This is a genomic window from Spirosoma aerophilum (assembly GCF_054782495.1).
In genome coordinates this window covers 148,481-168,269 of sequence record NZ_BAAGSJ010000050.1, presented here as the reverse complement: position 1 = coordinate 168,269, position 19,789 = coordinate 148,481, and the positions used below count along the sequence as shown (strand labels likewise).

The window sequence follows — 19,789 nt, the reverse complement described above, 5'->3', positions numbered from 1 at the left end:
ACCGGAGCGTGGACACGGGATTGGCACTCCCACCATCCACCGCGGCTCAATAGGTAGGCGGTCTCCTAAGGTGCTTATTTTTGCAGCTGCCGGTAGGCATGAAAACCGCTTCCGGAAAAGTATGAGCGGCCGCTCGTAACGTTCAGTCGTCACCGGATCGGGCTGATTTTAGCAACGGCAGATTCAGCGTGAACCGGGTGCCTACTCCCTGCTCACTACTCACCGTCAGTTGCCCCTCCAGCAAGGAGGCATATTCCTGACAAATCACCAAGCCTAAACCCGTGCCCTGATAGGTAGCCGCATTTCGTGCCCGAAAGAATTTACCAAAAATTTGGGAAAGCTCATCGGCCGGTATGCCAATGCCCGTATCGCTCACGGCCAGCTGCAGACTCGCGTCATCAAACCGGATCGTCAACGCCGGATTATGGGTGGAGAACTTGAACGCATTGCTTAGTAAATTGACCAGGATATGGCCCAGTAATTTGGGGTCCGTCTGAACAGGTTTAGCCACCCCCAGGGTACTCAGTTCAACCCGCCGATGATCAGGGCGTTCAGCGAAGGTTGTCTGAATCAGCCCCTGACAGAAATCCACCATATCCAAGGCTTGTCTGCAAACTTTAATTTGCCCTTCCTCCAGTTTGCTGATGGTCAGCGTATCACCAATGAGCGTGTTGAGCGATTGAACGTTTGTGAAAATAGTCGTTAAATGTTTATCCATGACGGGCAAAACCGGGTGAGTCGGAAGGTGGCCCAGGTAGTGCTGAAGTAGTTCGACACTCGAGCTGATGGCCGTTAGGGGTGTGCGAAACTCATGGGATGCGGTCGTAATAAATTGGGATTGCAGGGCCGTCAGGGCCTGCTCTTTGCGCAGCGATTCCTCCAGGATTTGCCCCTTCTCGATCAGCGAGGTCGTATCGGTGGCTACTCCGATACGGCGGGTCAATTGGCCCTGCTCATTGAAAATACTGAACGTACGCACCGTTAACCAGCGAAGCCGGCCCGTCCGATGACGAATGCGGAACTGAAACGTTGCGCTGACGTCCTGACTTTGGCTGGCTGCCTCAATCAATGGCTGATCTTCCGGTATAACGGCCGAGAAAAAAAGCATTGGGTTACTATATACCTCCTCCACCGGTATGCCCGTGAAGGTTTCAAAGACGGGATTGAGGTAGCTAATGCCACCGGCCGCCACATCCCGTATCCAGAATAACTCATCGACGTTTTCGGCCAGTTCCCGAAAGCGTTGTTCGCTTTCCCGCAGGGCTTCTTCAGCTTGCTTGATAGAAGAGAGGTCGACGGATACATCCACATAGCCCAACAGGGTTTGCTGCTCATCGTAAAGTCCCGTAACGGTAGAATAAACAGGGGTCTTCCGGCCGGCTTTAGAGAGGAAAGTCGTTTCACGCTGAAACACCCGGTGATGCTGCAGGTAGTGTCTCAACAACTCGGTATCGGCAAGGTCAGGCTCGCCCAGCTCGGCCCGCAACTGAGCCTGTACCTGCCGCTGGCGCACCTGATCCCGCAACTGTTGCGGGCGACTCCGGCCTACCAGTTCCTCGGAGCGGTAGTCTGTAAGGGTTGCCAGGGCCGGGTTGACCAGTTGAATGATACCCTCGGGATCGGTGACGGTGATAGCTAGCCCGGCGTAGGTAAAGATGGCCCGTTGCAGGGCCGAGAGCCGCTGAATCTCCGCCGTCCGCTCGGCCACCCGCTGTTCCAGTACCTGATTGGTTTGGTCTACCCGCCGTTGGGCCTGCCGCAGGGCGTCTTCCTGTTGTTTTTGAAGGGTCACATCGCGAATGATGGCAAAGCGGTTGTCGGTGCCCGGTTCGGGGCTCATCACCCAGTGGAGGTGCCGGTAGGTGCCATCCTGAGCGCGAAACCGGTGCGTCAACTCCATTGGACCGGTCATGACAGCCCGGAGTATCTGGCGGCTGTTGCCCTGATCGTCGGGATGAACCCAGGCGTAGAGGTTAGCACCTGTCAGCTCGTCGGCCCGCCAGCCCAATACGCGTTCAAAGGCCGGATTGACCGTTTTAACGTAGCCGTCCGGGCTGACGATGGCAATCAGATCGTTAGCCTGCACAAAAAGCTGCGCAAACTGTCGCTGTCGCTGCTGCTGTCGTCGGCCGACGATAATGTCCATGACCGCGTGGCTGAGTAACTGGAGGGCTTCATGCTGTTGGGGACTTAACTGGCGGGGCTGTTGATCGATAACACAGAGTGAGCCCAGCACATAGCCATCCGGATCAGTCAGGGGGTAACCGGCGTAAAAGCGAATAGATGGTTCGCCTGTTACCAGTGGATTCTGTCGAAACCGCTCGTCCAGGGTGGCATTAGGCACTACCAGGGGCGCTCTGTCGGCCACCACATAATTACAGAAGGCCACCTCCCTGGACGTTTCGCAGCCCGGCATGCCAACATTGGACTTGTACCATTGTCGGTTTTCATCCAGCAGTGTCACCAGCGAGATGGGAGTTTCACACAACAGGGAAGCCAACTGGGTCAGGCGGTCAAGGGCTGCCTCGGGGAGGGTGTCCAGTATCTGATACTCGCGCAGGGCCTGGATGCGATCGGTTTCGTTTTGAGGGTCGGTCATAGTCTCGCGGGCCACGTGGGGCCACAACTTATCAGCGCACCCCCTCCGATCAGGCGATACGGAATTGTTCTCATGAATGTGTTAAAGCAGACGTCGGATTATCCTGTTGGGCGGACGTCAACAGGGTGCCTGATTAAGGGACGAATTGAACCAAACACTCCTTTAAGGCATTTATACTCAATTTTCTTTGTACAAGTGGGAGAATAACTTTTCAAAATTAGTTATTAATGTAAATAAATTTTTAATAAGAAGAAACTAAATAGGGTTTTTATTAACAAAAACGTGGGCTATTAAAGTGAATAACAGGTTTATACGGTTGGCAACAGTGGCTACGGTAGCCCATTTGATTAATAGAGAATTAAGTATTTATATTTAGATGTAATTTATTTCATCTCAAGTGAAATGAGGACCACTTTTAATTCTTTGTGTTACTGATTACATCAGGCAGATAGTAAAACGCTTGAAACCCGCTCATTATAGACGAAGCAGCTTAAGGCTACACACCGCGACCGCCTTTTAAACGGATCTATTTAAGCGTTTGGAACTTACTGATGTACTTACAAACCTCAAAAAGTACTACTCATTTCCGTTGGCTCATTTTGAATGGATTAACTGACCAGGTAATTGGCAGGAATGGTTATATTGTAGAGTGATACATATATTCATATAATTATGTCGATATGAAATCCATCTACCAACGTCTTGCTTTCGATAATCGGTTTCCCGGATTGTTCGTTTCGTTTCGTTTAGTGCTTTGGGTTCTGGTTGGCAGTATGGGTTGTCAGGATCATCGAGACCTGCCTGAACCCCAAATTGCTCCATTCGCTAGTGGACTGGTTGCTCCGCTGGGCGTTGAAACCGATGGCAAGGGACAAGTCTGGGTTACCCAGGCAGGGAGTGGTACGGCCAATGATGGCCAGTTGTCAATGATTACACCAGAGGGTAAAGTCTGGCCGGTGGTAACCGGATTTACTTCACAGGTCAGTCCGGAGGGGGCTGTCTTTGGCTTAAATCACCTGCTGTTGCAGGGAACGACACTTTATCTGGTTCACGGTGTTGAAGGTCGGCTCTATTCATTCGATATTACCTCGTTTCAGCCGGGTAACCCGCCCGTGTCGGCTCAATCGCTGACTTACGAGGCTGTGGGTGAGTTTGTGAAAGCGTATCCGTTTGCCGATGATACGGATGCGTCAGATTTATTCAATTTAACGATCGGACCCGGGGGCGACCTGTTCATCGTGGACGCTGCAGCCAACGCCATTATTCGCCGTAATGCGACGACCCATGCGCTGAGCGTCTTTGCCACCATTCCGCCCATTATAACGCCGGGCGCTGATACGCTGGAAGCCGTACCCACGGGTATTGTTTTCGATGGGCAGCGCTTTCTGGTCAGCAACTTTACGGGCTACCCATACCCAGGTGGACGAGCCACCATTTATCAGTATGATCTGCAGGGCAACGAATCGACGTATCAAACGGGTCTGACCACTTTGACCGATCTGGAACTGGACGAAAACCAACAGCCACTTGTGCTGGAGTACGGCACCTGGACGGGCCAGGGTTTTGCAGACCAATCGGGAACGATCGTCCGGTCCACGTCTCAGGGTAATACCCGCCTGCTGAGTGGCCTTAACTTCCCCAACTCCATTAAACGGAGCAGCGCCAATACTTACTACATCGCCCGGACTTTCGATGGAACGATTCAGCGAGTGACTCTTTAATTGATGCCTTTATCGCTGATTGAGCCGTGATGGCGGACCACCGGACAGTTAGTGAAAATGCCGGTGCACCTACGATCCTCAAACGAAACAAACAATAACGTGTCGTTCAAAACACTCCTAATTGACATACCCGATTGCCGCTATGTAAGTGCCTTTCCATCAGTTCACCTTTTTCCGTAGCCAGGCCCTCAGCGGTTTATCGTACCACGTCAAACTGGCGTAAGCCAAGCCGACTGCGCATGAAAAAGTGAGTAACGCATAAGGCCAGGCCTGCCATAAGGTAATGCCCTTGTGATTGCTTACCCAGGCCACATAAAAATAGACAAGCACATAGTGTGTCATGTACAAGGGATATGAAAGCTCACCCAGGAAGCGACAAATTTTAGCTTCCATTTGCGTATGTACCACACCATTGGCCCCAATGTAGACGACCGCTGGAAAGACAATGATGATACAAAAAGCTTCGTAGAGGCCATTCATCCAATGATGTTCTGCTCCGCCTAGTCTTGGCATAAACAAAACAACTGCTACCAGCAGGCTACTCCATACGAAAGCCTTGTTGATAGAGACAGGCCGCGATACCCGCCACAAAAGCAAGCCGGCAAAAAATGGAAACAAGGTGCGTATGACTCCGATCCGCATGTGTTCCGCATTGAGTGTCCAGCCACCGGCAATGTCTCCGGCCGGACTCGTAACGGCAAAATGCAAAAGCACGGCTCCAGCCAGAGCGACAAAATAAGCTAATGCTTTGTTCGATAATTTCCTTAGCCCCAACGCATACAGCAGATTCGCTATATATTCAAAAAATAACGACCAGCCAACGCTGTTAAGCGGATGCATTTCCTGCCAGCCGCGAATATCCATCGACAGGGGAATGGGAATCAGCGTGTAGCCGATGAGCATAACGACGATCAGCTTCCACAAAGGAACGGTGTGGATCAGGGGCCATATCGTTGAGTCGGCAAAATAAAAGCCAATGGCACCCAGCGTCATGCCTAACACAACGAGTGGCTGGAGTCGTTCGACCCGTCGCCGTAGAAAGCTGCCGATGGTTAGTTTATCCCATCTGTCATCATACGCATACCCAATGACAAAGCCGGACAGGAGAAAGAAGAAGTCAACGGCCAGATACCCATGGTTTACCACATTGTCAAGGTGGCTGCGGGCCAATGGTTCGGTCAGGTGGAAGACTACCACAATGAGAGCAGCTACTCCCCGAAGTCCATCTAATAGTTGATAATGCGGTTTTGTACCCAAGTGGTGCTTATTCATCAATGGCTGGCAATTTGTTGCAAATCAAGGGGGTGCCCACCATGAGTAATGGTTACTATATTTATTTTTTCTTTACGGCCAGGCAACTCGGTGTTCTCGTAACGACCCAATAGCTCATTCGTTTGCTTTCAAATGAAAATTGGTACATCAGTCAGATCGAAGCCCCTTATAGGAGTTATAGTAGTCTATAAACTACTCGACCAAATTAGTTGAGGGGCATATTGGAAAATAAATGCCTGATAGCGAAAGCCGAACAGACATATGATTTGACCCAACCGGCCTTATTCGGACCTGATCACACCTGACATAATTGTCAACCGGTTCATGTATACCAACTAAACTGGGCTTTCTCTAAGTTAACGAGCCGGCAAAGCGTGCCGGTTTTAAAATCATCCATCATTTTCCGAAGAACAACTATGGTTTACGGGGAATTGATGGTTTTTTTTTGCCATTAAAATCAGTGTACAACAAAGCCCCCTGATCCTAACCTTTTTTTTATTGATACCCGAATGCCTTATCGTTCTGTATGCTACTTTTTATTGGCGGTGGGTTATTGCCTCAGCGTCTGCAATCGTTCTGTACAAGCCCAATCGAAGGTGTCATTAGCAGGTTCATGGAACCTTAGATTAGATCCGACCGATTCCGGACTAGGTAAGCACTACTGGTTTGGCGCCTACCCGGACCAGATCAATTTGCCGGGATCATTGACTGAACAGGGCAAAGGCAATCCTGTTACACTGGACACACCCTGGACGGGTGACATTTTTGATAGTACATATTTTGTTTCCCCCAAATATCAAAAATACCGGCAGGGCGATATAAAGATTCCATTCTGGCTGAAACCGGTCAACTACTATGTTGGACCCGCCTGGTATAGACGTCAGGTAACTATTCCGGCGGACTGGAGCAAAAAACGAATTGTTCTAAACCTCGAACGCTGCCATTGGGAAACGATGGTATACGTAAATGGAGAGTTTTGCGGAACCCGCAATAGTTTGGTTACTCCTCACCAGTTTGATGTATCCGGGTATCTTAAGCCAGGTGTGAATACAATCGCTATTCGGGTTGATAACCGCATAAAACTCCACATTGGCCCTAATTCACACAGCATCGCCGATCACACGCAAACAAATTGGAACGGCATTGTTGGAGACATAGCCCTGGAAGCCACCGATCCCGTATTTTTTGACGATATTCAGGTTTATCCAAACCTTAAAAATCAGACCATTCGCCTGGCTGTGACCGTTCGGCAGCCTCGGCACCAACAGTTTACAGGTAAATTTAGCGTACAGGTAAAAAACCCATCGAAGAAGGGCGGAGTTTTACCCCTTAAGGTGCAACAAGTATCATTCTCTACTGAAATTGCCAGCCTGACGGCCACCTATTCTATTCCGGATCCGGTTTTGTGGGACGAGTTCACGCCCAATCTCTATCAGGTAGTGGCTCAGCTGACCGATCAACAGGGGCAACTCGTTCGTGAAACGGAAATACACTTTGGGATGCGGGAGATTAGTACCCAAGGTACCCGCATTACGGTCAATAGCCGACCGGTTTTTCTACGGGGTGACGTGGATTGTGCCGCTTTTCCCCTGACAGGCTATCCGCCAACTTCCGAAGCTCCCTGGGAGAAAATTATGACCACTCTGAAACAGTATGGCCTTAACCACCTGCGGTTTCATTCCTGGTGCCCACCCGATGCCGCATTCCGGGTAGCCGATAAATTGGGACTATACTTGTACGTCGAGAGCCCTTTATGGGCCAATCAGGGTAGTGCCGTGGGGACCGATGGGCTAATTGATACGTTTATTTATCAGGAATCTGAGCGTATCATCAGGCAATATGGAAATCATCCCTCTTTCTGTATGATGTCATACGGCAATGAGCCAGGTGGCCGCCATCAGCATGACTTTTTGGGTCGGTGGGTCGACCACTTTAAACAGGCGGACCCTCGTCGACTCTATACCAGCGGAGCGGGCTGGCCCATGCTCCCGGAGAATCAGTTTCATATTCATTCCAATGCCCGCATTCAGCACTGGGAGGAAGGGCTTGCCAGTATTATTAATCAACGAGCCCCCCAAACCAGTTACGATTGGCGGGATACCATCAAGACTTCCACAGTCCCTTACATCAGCCACGAAATCGGGCAATGGTGTGTCTATCCGGACTTCAAAGAAATGGGCAAGTACACGGGGGTGGTGAAGCCAACGAACTTCGAAATTTTTAAAGAAACCCTGGAAGCCAATGGCATGGGCGATCAGGCCGAGGCCTTTTTACAGTCATCTGGACGGTTGCAAACCTTGTGTTACAAAGCTGATATCGAAGCAGCCCTCCGAACGCCGGGATTTGGCGGTTTTCAGTTGCTCGGACTACACGATTTTCCCGGTCAAGGGACGGCGCTGGTGGGGGCAATGAACACATTTTACGAACCCAAATCGTATACCAACGCCCGCGAGTATCGGACATTCTGTAATCCGACTGTGCTATTGGCCCGGATGGATAAACTGGTTTACCAGAATAACCAAACCTTGACGGCAGCTTTAGAGATCGCTCATTTTGGCGCATCAGAGTTAAGAGATCAGACGATTCTTTGGCGGCTTACCGATGCGAAAGGGGCCATTAAACGCAGCGGACAATTTACCAAAGATAAAATTCGCATCGACAACGCCCAGTTTATAGGTACCATCGAAGTTCCGCTATCGATGATTAAAACGTCCCAGCAGTTGAAATTAAGCGTTGTGCTGAAAGGCAGCGAGTTTACCAACAGCTGGGACATCTGGGTTTATCCCGCCGGAACCGATCCGGCAGCGGTAACGGGAAAGGTGCTAATCACCCAGGCACTGACCAACGACATAGTTCAGAAGCTACAGGAGGGCGCTTCGGTATTGCTGCTACCCTATGGCCACGTCAAAGAAGGTAAGGGGGCCGAGGTCAAGATTGGGTTTTCCTCTGTGTTTTGGAATACATCCTGGACCAAAGGCCAGGCTCCTCATACACTGGGGCTTATTTGTGATCCGGCTCAGCCGCTTTTTGCTTCGTTTCCTACCGAATCGCACAGCAATTTTCAGTGGCATGATATCGTCAGCCACTCGCAGGCAGTCATTCTGGACGGATTTCCGACAAAGCTTCGCCCCCTGATACAACCCATCGATACCTGGTTTGAAAACCGACGCCTATCCCTGGCGTTTGAGGGAAAAGTCGGAAAAGGGAAGTTGATGGTGTGTACGATCGATCTCGAAAACGATCTGGCAAAACGCCCGGTTGCCCGACAGCTAAAGTACAGCTTACTGCAGTATATGAATAGCTCGAAGTTTACGCCAGTTCAGCAACTCGATCTGGACAACGTTCGGTCGCTTTTCAGCGAGGAAAACGTTAAGGCTTATGCACCTGCAGAGAAATAAATATACGTTCTGACTAAAACACGGTGCGTCGAAGTGCAGTCAATGGGCTGGTATGCTTTCGACCGGTGTATCACACTCCCTGGTGACATGCCTGTCAGCGCAACGGGTTTTCTTCGATCGCTTGAGCACCCTCGCTACGGGGCAACTGAAACCATGGTTTAGCTTATGGTTGAAGTACCGGTTAGCCTGACTCAACCCATAGCTCCCCAGGGGTATATTTTTAAGTATGTACTAGGCAAGAATGGGCTTTACTACTTTCCCGGCCACATCGGTTAACCGGAAGGGGCGGCCCTGAAACTGATAGGTTAACTTTTCATGGTCGAAGCCTAATAGATGCAGAATCGTCGCTTGGAGATCGTGAACGTGTACCTGATCTTTCACGCCGTAGTAGCCAATATCGTCCGTTTCGCCGAAGGAAAACCCCTTCTTAACGCCCCCGCCCGCCATCCAAACCGTGAACGCGTCCAGATGATGATCCCGACCCATAAAGGGCAGTGTCTGCCCATCCCGGTTTTCCTGCATGGGCGTCCGGCCAAATTCGCCACCCCACACGACTAATGTATCGTCCAGCAATCCGCGCTGTTTCAGGTCTTTTAATAAAGCCGCTACCGCCTGGTCCGACTGGCGGCACTTATCGTGAAGGCCCACATCAATGGACCCGTCGGCGCTGGTGCCGTGCGTGTCCCAGCCCCAGTCGAAGAGTTGTACGAAACGAACACCGCGCTCCACCAATCGCCGGGCCAGCAGGCAGTTCCGGGCAAATGATCCTTTGTTTGGGTCAACGCCATACATATCGAGGATATACGGTGGTTCGCCTTTGATGTCCATGGAATCCGGTACCGACATCTGCATCCGGTAAGCCAGCTCATACTGCGCAATCCGGGTCAGAATTTCCGGGTCTTTTACATCGTTGTATTGCTGCTGATTAATGGCCGATATAGCCTCGATCGTCTTGCCCCGCAAATCCCGGGACATCCCTGCCGGATTGGACGCATACAAGACAGGGTCGCCATCGGTACGGCATTGTACGCCCTGATAGACCGACGGCAGGAAGCCACTTCCCCAAACCGATTTACCGGCATCCGGCTGCTTGCCACCCGATGCGAGCACGATGTAGCCGGGTAGATTGTCATTCTCCGAACCAAGGCCATACGTTACCCAGGAGCCCATACTGGGCCTGCCCAGGCGGGCCGAACCCGTATGCATCAGCAACTGCGCCGGAGCGTGGTTAAACTGATCGGTGTGCATGGCTTTCAGGAACGTGATATCATCGACCACGCCCTGCAAATGGGGCAGGTAATCAGAGACCCACGCCCCCGACTGGCCGTGCTGGCCAAATTTCCCCTGCGGCCCCAGCATTTTGGGAACGCCCCGGATAAACGCAAATTTTTTGCCCGTCAGCAATTCCTGCGGGCAGTCTTTACCATTGTATTTGACCAGTTCGGGCTTATAATCGAACAGTTCAAGCTGCGAGGGCGACCCCGCCATGTGAATATAAATCACCCGTTTGGCTTTACCCGGAAATTGGGCCGGTCGCCCCGCCATCGGCGATGCATCAGGACTACCTATAACGGGTGCCTGTACGCTTTTTTTATCTGCGGCTTTATCGCCAAACCCACAACTTTCCAGAAAAGACCCCAGTGCCATGGCACCGAGCCCGGTGGAACAGGTATGCAGAAAATGCCGACGCGTTTCGCGCTGGAGGGCAGCCTGCTGAAGTTCATCGAGTAACTTTTTCATCTTATTCTTTCGTGATTGTCTCGTCGAGGTTGAGTAACGTGTTGGCCGTAACGGTCAGCGCGGCCATGTGCGGCTTGGCATCTGCACGGCCCAGGAAGGTTCGGGTATCGGCCGGATGCGCTTTGTAGTATGCTTCTGACTGCTGGTATAATTTCAGCAGTACAGTCATTTTCTGCGGGGACGCATCCCGCTGGGTAATCTGCCGGAAACCAGCCTTTATCTGCTGCTCCGGGGTTTTTCCACGTTGTTGCATCCTTTTGGCCAGCGACTGTGCCGACTCCATAAATACCGGGTCGTTCAACGTAACCAGTGCCTGCAACGGCGTGTTGGTTCGAATGCGCCGTACCTGACAAAACTCCCGACTGGGGCTGTCGAAGGTAGTCATGGACGGATAGGGTGCGGTGCGTTTCCAGTAGGTATAAATGGCCCGGCGGTATTGATCCTCTCCGTCGCTCAGTTTCCAGCTTTCGCCGTTGTAAGGCGATTGCCAGATGCCGTCCGGCTGCACGGGCTTCACGCTGGGACCAAACCGTTTGTGACTCAGCAGGCCGCTCACCGCCAGTGCCTGGTCGCGTACCTGCTCGGCCGTCAGCCGAACGCGGGGGGCCCGCGCCAGCCAGGTATTGAACGGATCTCTGGCGACCAGATCGGCCGAAGCCACCGATTGCTGCCGATACGTAGCGGAGGTTACCATACGCTTCAGCAGGCGTTTCATGGACCAATGGTCGGTGTCCATGAATGCTGCCGACAGGTAGTCGAGCAATTCCCGGTGGGTGGGCTGAATCCCCTGTGTACCCATGTCCTCGACCGTTTCAACCAGCCCCGTGCCAAACAGTTGTTCCCAGAAGCGATTAACTGCTACCCGCGCCGTTAGGGGATGCTCGCGCTGGACCATCCACCGGGCAAGTCCCAGCCGGTTTCGCAGCGGCTTGCCGGTCGAATCGGGGGGTAGGGGAGGTAATGACTTTGGTACATCCGGCTGTACCTGTTTTCCTTTTACCAGCCAGTTCCCGCGCTCGAAAATGTGCGTTTTTCGCGCCAGATCGCCCGTAGCTTCAACCAGTACTGGGGTCGACTCGGGTTTCGCGTTCAACAAAGCCTGAAGTTTCACGTCCATAGCATCCAGCGCTGTGGACGGCGTTCCCGGCAGCGCGGGACGGAAGGATACCCATTTTATAACAACCCAGTCTTTGGGCTGCCCGGGGTTAGCCAGTGTCAGGTAGAGCGCATGTCGGCCGGTAACCTGCGGCAGGGCATACATCATGACCGTATCTTTTCCCTGACTTCCCGTATTCGGTACGGGTATGGTCAGCAAAGAAGGGCCATTCGGGCTATCCTGATGCACTGTCAGGACAGCGTCCTTCGACTGAGTGCCAATCGCCATGATAAAGCGGTTGATGCCGCTCAGGTTAACGGGTTTGATGCGGGCCGAACCTCCATCCTGCACCCCGAAGTATTTGGCATCCAGCAGCGAAGCGTTTACATACTGGTCAAAGTCATGCGAGTTGATCTTGGGCTCGGTAAGCCGGACAAAATTGACCCACTCCTCCACCTGTTTCGGCTGGGTATGATGGGTTGTAAGCCAGCGTTTAAGGTCTGCTACGTGAACGGAATCCTGGTCTTTGAAGAAACGAAGGGTTGGCGTGTCCGTGGTGACGTCTTCGTCGCGGGTGTTATTGAAAAAGGCCAGGTATTTGTAATATTCATCGTGTGTGAACGGGTCATAAGGATGGCTGTGGCACTGTACGCAGGAAAAGGTAGTGCCCTGGAATACATCCCAGGTGGTGTTTACCCGGTCGATAACGGCCGCCGTACGGAACTCTTCATCCTGCGTGCCGCCCTCGTCGTTGGTCATGGTATTGCGGTGGAAACCGGTGGCAATCAATTCGGCATCCGTCCGGTTGGGGAGCAGATCGCCCGCCAGTTGCTCCACCACAAATTGATTGTAAGGTTTGTCGCGATTAAAGGCATTGATAACCCAGTCGCGGTAACGCCAGATTTTTCGTTCGGTATCTTTCTCGTAACCTTTCGAGTCGGCGTACCGGGCCAGGTCGAGCCAGAGTGCCGTCCAGCGTTCCCCGTATGCGGGTGAGGCCAGCAACCGGTCGACTACTTTGTCGTAAGCATCGGCTGATTTGTCGTTGTAGAAAGCAGCGGCTTCCTGTTCCGTTGGGGGAAGGCCCGTCAGGTCGAGCGATACGCGCCGGAGCAGGGTTGCCCGGTCTGCTTCGGGTGAAGGCTGCAGAGATTGTGCCTTCATTTTCTGAAGCGTAAAATGGTCAATCTCGTTTTTGGCCCAGTCCAGTTCGGTATGGGTGCTTAGCCCTAACCGGCTCCAGAACGTGCCAATGGCAGGTACGTCGGGTTTTTCGATGCGCGTATAAGCCCAGTGGTCACCCCAGTCGGCGCCCTGGTCGATCCACTTCCGAAGCAAAGCAATGTCGTCTGGTTTAAGAGGGGCGGCTTCCAGCGGCATCCGTTCGGTATGGTCCTCCAGCGTGAGCCGTCGAATCATCTCACTGGCATCGGCATCGCCGGGAATAATTGCGGGCTTTCCTGACTTGGTAGGGGCAACGGCTTCGTGCCGGAACAGTACCGAAAAGCCCCCCGCTTTTTTGACTCCGCCATGGCAGGCAATGCAGTTTTTATTCAGGAGTGGTTTAACCTGGGTGTTGAAATCGACTCGCTCCTCAAACAAACCGAAAAAAGAGGATAGCACCAGCACCACCCCAATTCCTATTCCAATAAAGATGAACGATTTTAGGTGCATACGCTGAGAAATATTGACTCAGCACAAATTTAAGCCATTATAATCCTAGCCGGAATGGAGCAAATTTCGCTTTTCATGGACATTCTTATGATTACGAAAACGCTGGCGGGTGCCTTTGCCGTTTCATGCGGTACCGGCCGGCCGGAAAATTCATCACCTGACTTAAGGGAGTTTGTGTAACAAAAATTGAACGTCTGCCGAGACAGATAACCGAACGAGGATAAGGCAATCACTACTGACATATCGTTAGACTTACTGGAACAAGCTGGCCGGTAACGGTCAAATGGTGGATGCAACATAAGTCACCGAATAGTTCTTTCAGAATGGCTAGCCCAGTCAGCCCCAACCCGAAAAATTAACTTCTCCGCGAAGGCGTGCCGCATGGGTATGCCCGCAATAACGAAGCCGCGTCTCAGGCATTTGGCTGGGGCAGATGCACAATCATGCCATTGACGTGGGAAAGCCTGGGGTTTACTCACCATGTAAAATCAAAACTTGTTCCCAGTTGGCGTACGTCAAAACCAACCGATAAATAAATCTACGGAGAATCATGAAACGGTCATCTGATACTTTGATGAAAAGCGTCGTATATTAAATTCGATTAGGCGTGCATGGCTATTCACCTTTAACCCGACCTTTGACGATGGCTCAACTGCGAATAAATAACATGTCGAATATAGGTTCAACTTCTTTACAAATAGTTGCTTCCCTGAGTGGCCGTATACGCGCACTTTTTTTGTTGCCCACCGTATAACTATGGCCACAAGCGAGCACACCCGCTTTGTTCCGGCAGGGGGAACAACCCTAATACAAAACAGCAGCAACACCCAATGGACGGAATTTACACGCCCAACTTTTGTTTGGGGTGTGTGGGCGTTGTCAATCCTCGTCGCGCTCGTATTCGTAATCCGTTACGCCCACAACGTGCCTTACTACGATGACTGGGTGATGACCGACGCGCTGGTTATCAAGCAGCCGGTTGACGCAGGCTGGTTGTGGAGCCAGCATAATGAACATCGTATTCCGCTTCCCAAGCTCGTGTTGATCGCGCTCTACTCGTTGAGCGGGTGGGATTTCCGTGCCGGTATGTACTTCAATATTGTGTTGCTGGCCGCACTCGCAGCGGGGGCAGTAAAACTGGCCTCACGCCAACGGGGTTTCGTCAGCTATGCCGATGCGTTTTTTCCGCTGGCGCTGCTGAGCTGGGGGCACTACGAAAATCTGCTCTGGAGCTGGCAGGTTACGCAGGTGATTCCGATTGGTATTGCCATTGCCCTGTTGCTGGTGATCGTACGCTGGGCAGCGCAGCCGACTCTGCGCACTGCGTTGATCGCTGCGGTGGCCGTAGCGGCACTTCCACTTTGCGGCATTGCTGGACTGGTGTTTGTGCCGGGTTTTGCGCTCTGGCTGCTCGCGGCTGGTCGGAATCTCTTTCAATCTCCTCAACGAAAAGCCCGCGCTGGAGCGTTTGCCATCTGGACGATCGGCGCCATAGCGGTAGCGCTTATCCCGCTCTACTTCAACGACCTTCATATCAAGGCGCGCGTTACACACGACCCGTGGGCCGTACTGCAAACGAGTGTGGCCTTTCTGGCACAGGGTTTCGGCCCCGCTGCTGGCAGGTTCAAACCGCTTGTCGAAGTGTTCGTCGTCGCCATGATGGTCGCTACCACACTGGTGCTCGTGGGGGCGCTGCGAAGTGCAGACGGTGCCAGGCGCTCCCACGCGCTTTGCCTGTTGTTTTATCTGGGTGCCTTTGGTGGTATGTTGCTCAGCGTGGGAATCGGACGACAGGGCACCGGCTTTCCTAACCGCTATGCGCTGTTTGCCGTACCGGCGCTTTGCTGGATCTATCTGGCCTGGGGCGCCTTCAGCCGTCCGGATATCGCGCGCGCCATACAAGGCGTGCTGTTTCTCTTCGTCCTCTCGCTGGTCAGCCTGAACTTTGACCTGGGTCGCGAGTATGCAAAAGGCCGCCGTCAGGCGGTAAGGGCCATGGAGACAGATATCCGCGCTGGCCAGCCACCGTCGCAGATCATCGCTGCGCATCAGAAGGCACTCCTTCCCTTTCCGGAGGACGGCGGTGCCTACGGGCACAAGTTTCTCGAAGGCCGGCTGGCGGCCCTCCGAACGAAACACGCGGGCGCCCTGGCGCACCTTGGGTCTGAAATGGCCTTTCGCCAGGTGCCGCTGACGGATGTGGCCAGGGTACATGCAGACAGCACCGGCAAGATGAACGAAATTTGGACGCTTCCGGAAAAGAGGTTCGTATATGGCATTCGTCTCCTGCGCCCTGCAGGATTGGCACTGGCAGATAACACAGAGAGAGGGAAGCCGACTACGATCTATTGGCGCAGTTCTGGCAAGTTGTTTTCGAAGGCGGGGCGGGGTGTGCACTGGTGGTCTCGTGGCCAAACCAGCGCAACGTTCTGGATTTACGCGCCGGTTACCGAATTCGCGGTGGACGCTGAAAGTGCTCCTGCTCCACGCGTCATGCTGCTGGTTCGTTGATGCGGGGATGCTGCGCATGCGCAAAACAGACAGCATCCATCAGGCCCGGTAGCCCTTGTACCCGTAGTAGGGGAGAGGTATTAAAATAAGGTGTCCCTTTTAACGCCCGTTTGTCCGCGACAATCTGTTCAGGCTGGTAAGGATGACTGATCGTATTGAAAAATTGCGGTTGTCTTTCATGGCTATCTCCTTGATCAATGTATCATTTTCGGCTACCGGTTGGGTTAGTGATCGGTGCTGATCAACTTTCTTGCTTTTTGTCAAGTGATGGATACTGTGGGCGGCCTGTTGTTTCACTCACATTTCCTTGCTAAAGGATTAGCTATCCGGCTAGAGACACACGCAAGGGGAGCACAAAAAAAGACTGTCTGGAAACCCGAAACAGCCTTTATACAACCAACCTATGATAAATTTCCTAATGTGTATGGGCTATCCCTTTTGGCCCCTCGAATAGTCGTAAAGGGGCCTTGTTTGCCGACACCACATATAGCGGTCTCGTCTTACTGGTCAATCGCACAACACTTTTACAGTCTCCATCGGCCAGAAAGCCACTTTTCGGGAACAGTACTGGCTTAAATCGGCTCTGTCCGTCGCCCCGTAACAGCAGCCCCGTCAGGGCGTCGTACTGCCCGGCTATCGATTCGGTATCATACGCATTGCCAACGGCCAGCACATCCAGGTGACCGTCCCGGTCAACATCGTCGACCAGAAAATCCTGAATGGGTGCCCACTGTGCCGCCATCGGCAGGGGTTTTAACCGAAAGGTGCCGTTCCCAACGTTTTCGAGCAGGCTGCTTTGCTGAACGCAGGCCTGCAACTGGGTGCTGGTCTTCTGCTGCTCCGGCGACAGGAGGTCTGTGAGTTTAGCCTTGGCATAGAGTGCGTAGTTTGTAAACTGTTTTTTGATACCCGGCCACTGCCTGCCCAACTCATCGCGGGAGGCTATGGGGTATTCCTGCCCCTGCACATAATAGGTCGAGATGGCATCCAGCCGTCCGTTACCGTCGAAGTCCCCCGCATACACGCGCATGGGCTGCCTGGCGGAAAGCCGGTAACGACTGTTCATGCCGAGATTACCCAGCACAAAATCGGGGTCGCCATCGTGGTCGAAATCACCCGATCGAATGCAGTTCCAGAACCCTTCCGAACCCGCCAGCGACGGGCTTTTCCATACGTCCAGATGCCCCCGATTGCTCCTGAAAACGGTTATCGGCATCATCTCGCCCACCACCACAAGGTCGGGCCACGAATCCCGGTCGATGTCGGCCCAGACGGCATCGGTGACCATTCCCGCCGACTTCAGGCCGGGAGCCAGCGCATCGGTGGCATCCCGAAAACGCCCGCCCTCGTTGATCAGCAAACTACTTTCACCAGACAGCGGGTATTGCAGCGCCCGTAGCCGCCCCCCCCGAAACAGATCGAGGTCGCCGTCTTTATCAACATCAGCCGCCACAATGCACGAACCGCTGTGACGAATGGCGGGCAAATGGTCCGTGGCATTGGTGAACGTTCCGCTGCCGTTGTTGAGGTAGAGCCGGTCCTGGTAGTAGCCGGAGCCATCGTAGTACTCGTTGGAACCGCTCACGATATAAAGGTCTTTGTCACCATCGCCATCGGCATCGAACAGCAAGGCACCCACATCTTCCTCATCTTTCGGCTGCGACTCATCGGTATACGCTTTTTCGATAAACTGCCCCGTCGTTGTCTGGAGGAACAATTTCCCGTAATGCCGGAATGAGCCACCCACAAACAGGTCGTCGAGCCCGTCACCATTAACGTCACCCGAGGCCAGTTTCGGTCCCTGCTGCGAGAGTTTATGAGGTAGCAACGGCTCCTGGTTATAATCGAGATAACCCTCTTCCTGATGGGTAAAGGTCAGGCCGGAACTACGTGTCACGTCCGTCAGTAACGTGGGCGATGGAGGTTCCGGTTGACCCAGTACCGGTCGTGCCTGCCCATAGTCCAGCGTCAGCAGCCGGTCGATGGGTGGGGTCGTTTGTGTCTGCGTCTTCCCGTCGGGCCACACCACCCGCACGGAATCAACCCGATTGGCGGCTCCCAGCCCGGCATGAATAATGTAATCCCCTGATGACTGGTAGCCACGGGTAACGGCCTGATGATAGGTTTGCGTCAGCCCCCGGCTGTACACCGTCACATCGGCTCCCAGACCGAAAGGATTCCGTGCCGGTCCCCGTAATTTTAGCTGGATGTAATGTGTGTTGGCCGTGTTGTTCTGAAGGATGTAGGCCGGTTGATTGATGTTGTTGACCACCAGATCAAGGTCACCGTCGCGATCAAGGTCGGCGTAGGCGGCTCCGTTGGAGAGGGAGGGTTCAGCCCCGAACCAATTTGCCGTCACGTCGTCGAAGGTTAGGTCATGTTGATTCCGAAAAAAGCGGTTTGGCTTGCTGATGCTGGGCATTTTGGTGGCCCCCTGCCGCAGATACCGGTTTATTTCGGTCGGGTCATGACTCCCGTTCTGCGCCATGGTGTTATTATACGAAACGAAATCCAGGTCGGTGATATCGCGAAGGTAGCCGTTGGTGATAAACAGGTCGCGCCAACCGTCATTGTCCAGGTCAGCGAGCAACGGCGACCAGCTCCAGTCGGTGGCCGACACGCCAGCCAACTGTCCTATTTCGGAGAAGACCATGCGTCCGTCGGGGGCTTTTCCTCCGTTTATCTGGAGCATGTTCCGCATGAACTGCGGGTGGTAACCTTGCCGGAGAATGGCTTCAAATTGCTGATAATTAGCCGGTCCTGCCATTTTCTTCCGTTGCTCATTGTCCGGGGGCAACATGTCGGCCACGACGAGATCCGTTAGTCCGTCATTGTTGATATCGGCCGCATCGCAGCCCATGGAGAACTGACTGTGGTGCTTGAAATAGCGTTTGCCCACCTCACTAAAGGCCGGTTCGCCTGCCTTTGGGTTACGGTTGTTGAGGTATAGAAAGTCATTCGCCAGGAAATCGTTCGCTACATAAATATCCTCCCAGCCATCCTGATTGAAGTCGGCTACCGTCAGTCCCAGGCCAAACCCATCGTGCAGAATCCCGGCCGACGTTGTCACGTCGGTGAACCGGTGTCTGCGGGCATCAGAATCGTTGCGGTAAAGTTTGTCGTTGGCCAGTCCGGTGCCATCGGCAATAACGGGGGTTACCTGATTGGGGTTACGAATCTGGTTGGTGCTGGTCAGCAGGTAAACGTCGAGGTCACCATCGTGGTCATAATCCAAAAAAGCTGCCTGATTGGTATAGGTTGTATCGGCCAGCCCGTATTGATCAGCCTGTTCTTCGAAGCGGGGCGATTCGCCGGCAGTGCTGCCTTTGTTAATGTACAGTTGATTTTTTCGTTTGATGCCGGGGTAGTTGCCTGATTTGCAGACATAGATATCCAGTAAGCCATCGGCGTTGACATCGGCCATGGTTACCCCTGTTGACCAGCCCGCTTTACGGATACCCGCCGTTTGAGTAATGTCTCTGAATTGTGGATGGGCAGCGCCGGGTTTCGTGATATTCAGGTATAGTCGATCGCCGACCTGATTGCCGGTGAAATACAAGTCGGGCAAATCGTCGTTGTTGACATCTCCTACAGCCACGCCCCCGCCGTTGTAGACGTAGTAGTAGTCGACGAGGTTGACGGTGTCGTTTTCGGTAACGCTATTCTGAAAATCGACCCCCGATTCGCCCGAAGAAAGGGTCGTAAATAACGTATCGGGTTTCCGCGAACAGGCCATCAAACAACAAAGAAACCAGACCGCTGCTACGTATTTCATGGG

The 19,789-nt window shown here is 53.0% G+C and carries 8 protein-coding genes; 3 read left to right on the top strand and 5 right to left on the bottom strand.

What is annotated here, in order from left to right:
* Positions 1 to 142 precede the first annotated feature (142 nt).
* Complete coding sequence (locus ACYVK4_RS33150; RefSeq protein ID WP_461131876.1) at positions 143 to 2,599, bottom strand: sensor histidine kinase; 2,457 nt, start codon at positions 2,597 to 2,599, stop codon at positions 143 to 145.
* A gap of 680 nt (positions 2,600 to 3,279) precedes the next feature.
* On the opposite strand from ACYVK4_RS33150, the gene ACYVK4_RS33145 reads away from it, so the two are divergent.
* Entirely contained in the window at positions 3,280 to 4,320 is a 1,041-nt protein-coding gene (locus ACYVK4_RS33145) for a ScyD/ScyE family protein (RefSeq protein ID WP_461131875.1), read from the top strand.
* A 159-nt stretch (positions 4,321 to 4,479) separates the two neighbouring features.
* Here the strand turns inward: ACYVK4_RS33145 and ACYVK4_RS33140 are convergent, their stop codons facing one another.
* The gene (locus tag ACYVK4_RS33140; RefSeq protein WP_461131874.1) at positions 4,480 to 5,592 is read right to left on the bottom strand and encodes an acyltransferase family protein; all 1,113 of its coding nucleotides are present in this window, start codon (positions 5,590 to 5,592) and stop codon (positions 4,480 to 4,482) included.
* A 509-nt stretch (positions 5,593 to 6,101) separates the two neighbouring features.
* Between ACYVK4_RS33140 and ACYVK4_RS33135 the strand changes: the two genes are divergently transcribed.
* Entirely contained in the window at positions 6,102 to 8,990 is a 2,889-nt protein-coding gene (locus ACYVK4_RS33135; protein WP_461131873.1) for a glycoside hydrolase family 2 protein, read from the top strand.
* 231 nt (positions 8,991 to 9,221) lie between these two features.
* Here ACYVK4_RS33135 and ACYVK4_RS33130 read toward each other — a convergent pair whose 3' ends face one another.
* Both ACYVK4_RS33130 and ACYVK4_RS33125 read right to left on the bottom strand, forming a co-directional pair.
* Positions 9,222 to 10,730, bottom strand: a complete 1,509-nt coding sequence (locus ACYVK4_RS33130; RefSeq protein WP_461131872.1) for a DUF1501 domain-containing protein — start codon at positions 10,728 to 10,730, stop codon at positions 9,222 to 9,224.
* 1 nt (position 10,731) lies between these two features.
* Positions 10,732 to 13,500 (bottom strand): DUF1553 domain-containing protein, encoded by a 2,769-nt coding sequence (locus tag ACYVK4_RS33125; RefSeq protein WP_461131871.1) that lies wholly within the window; start codon positions 13,498 to 13,500, stop codon positions 10,732 to 10,734.
* 756 nt (positions 13,501 to 14,256) lie between these two features.
* On the opposite strand from ACYVK4_RS33125, the gene ACYVK4_RS33120 reads away from it, so the two are divergent.
* Complete coding sequence (locus tag ACYVK4_RS33120; RefSeq protein ID WP_461131870.1) at positions 14,257 to 16,011, top strand: hypothetical protein; 1,755 nt, start codon at positions 14,257 to 14,259, stop codon at positions 16,009 to 16,011.
* Between the two features lie 415 nt (positions 16,012 to 16,426).
* Here ACYVK4_RS33120 and ACYVK4_RS33115 read toward each other — a convergent pair whose 3' ends face one another.
* Positions 16,427 to 19,786, bottom strand: coding sequence for a VCBS repeat-containing protein (locus ACYVK4_RS33115; protein ID WP_461131869.1), 3,360 nt, complete (start codon positions 19,784 to 19,786; stop codon positions 16,427 to 16,429).
* Positions 19,787 to 19,789: the final 3 nt, after the last annotated feature.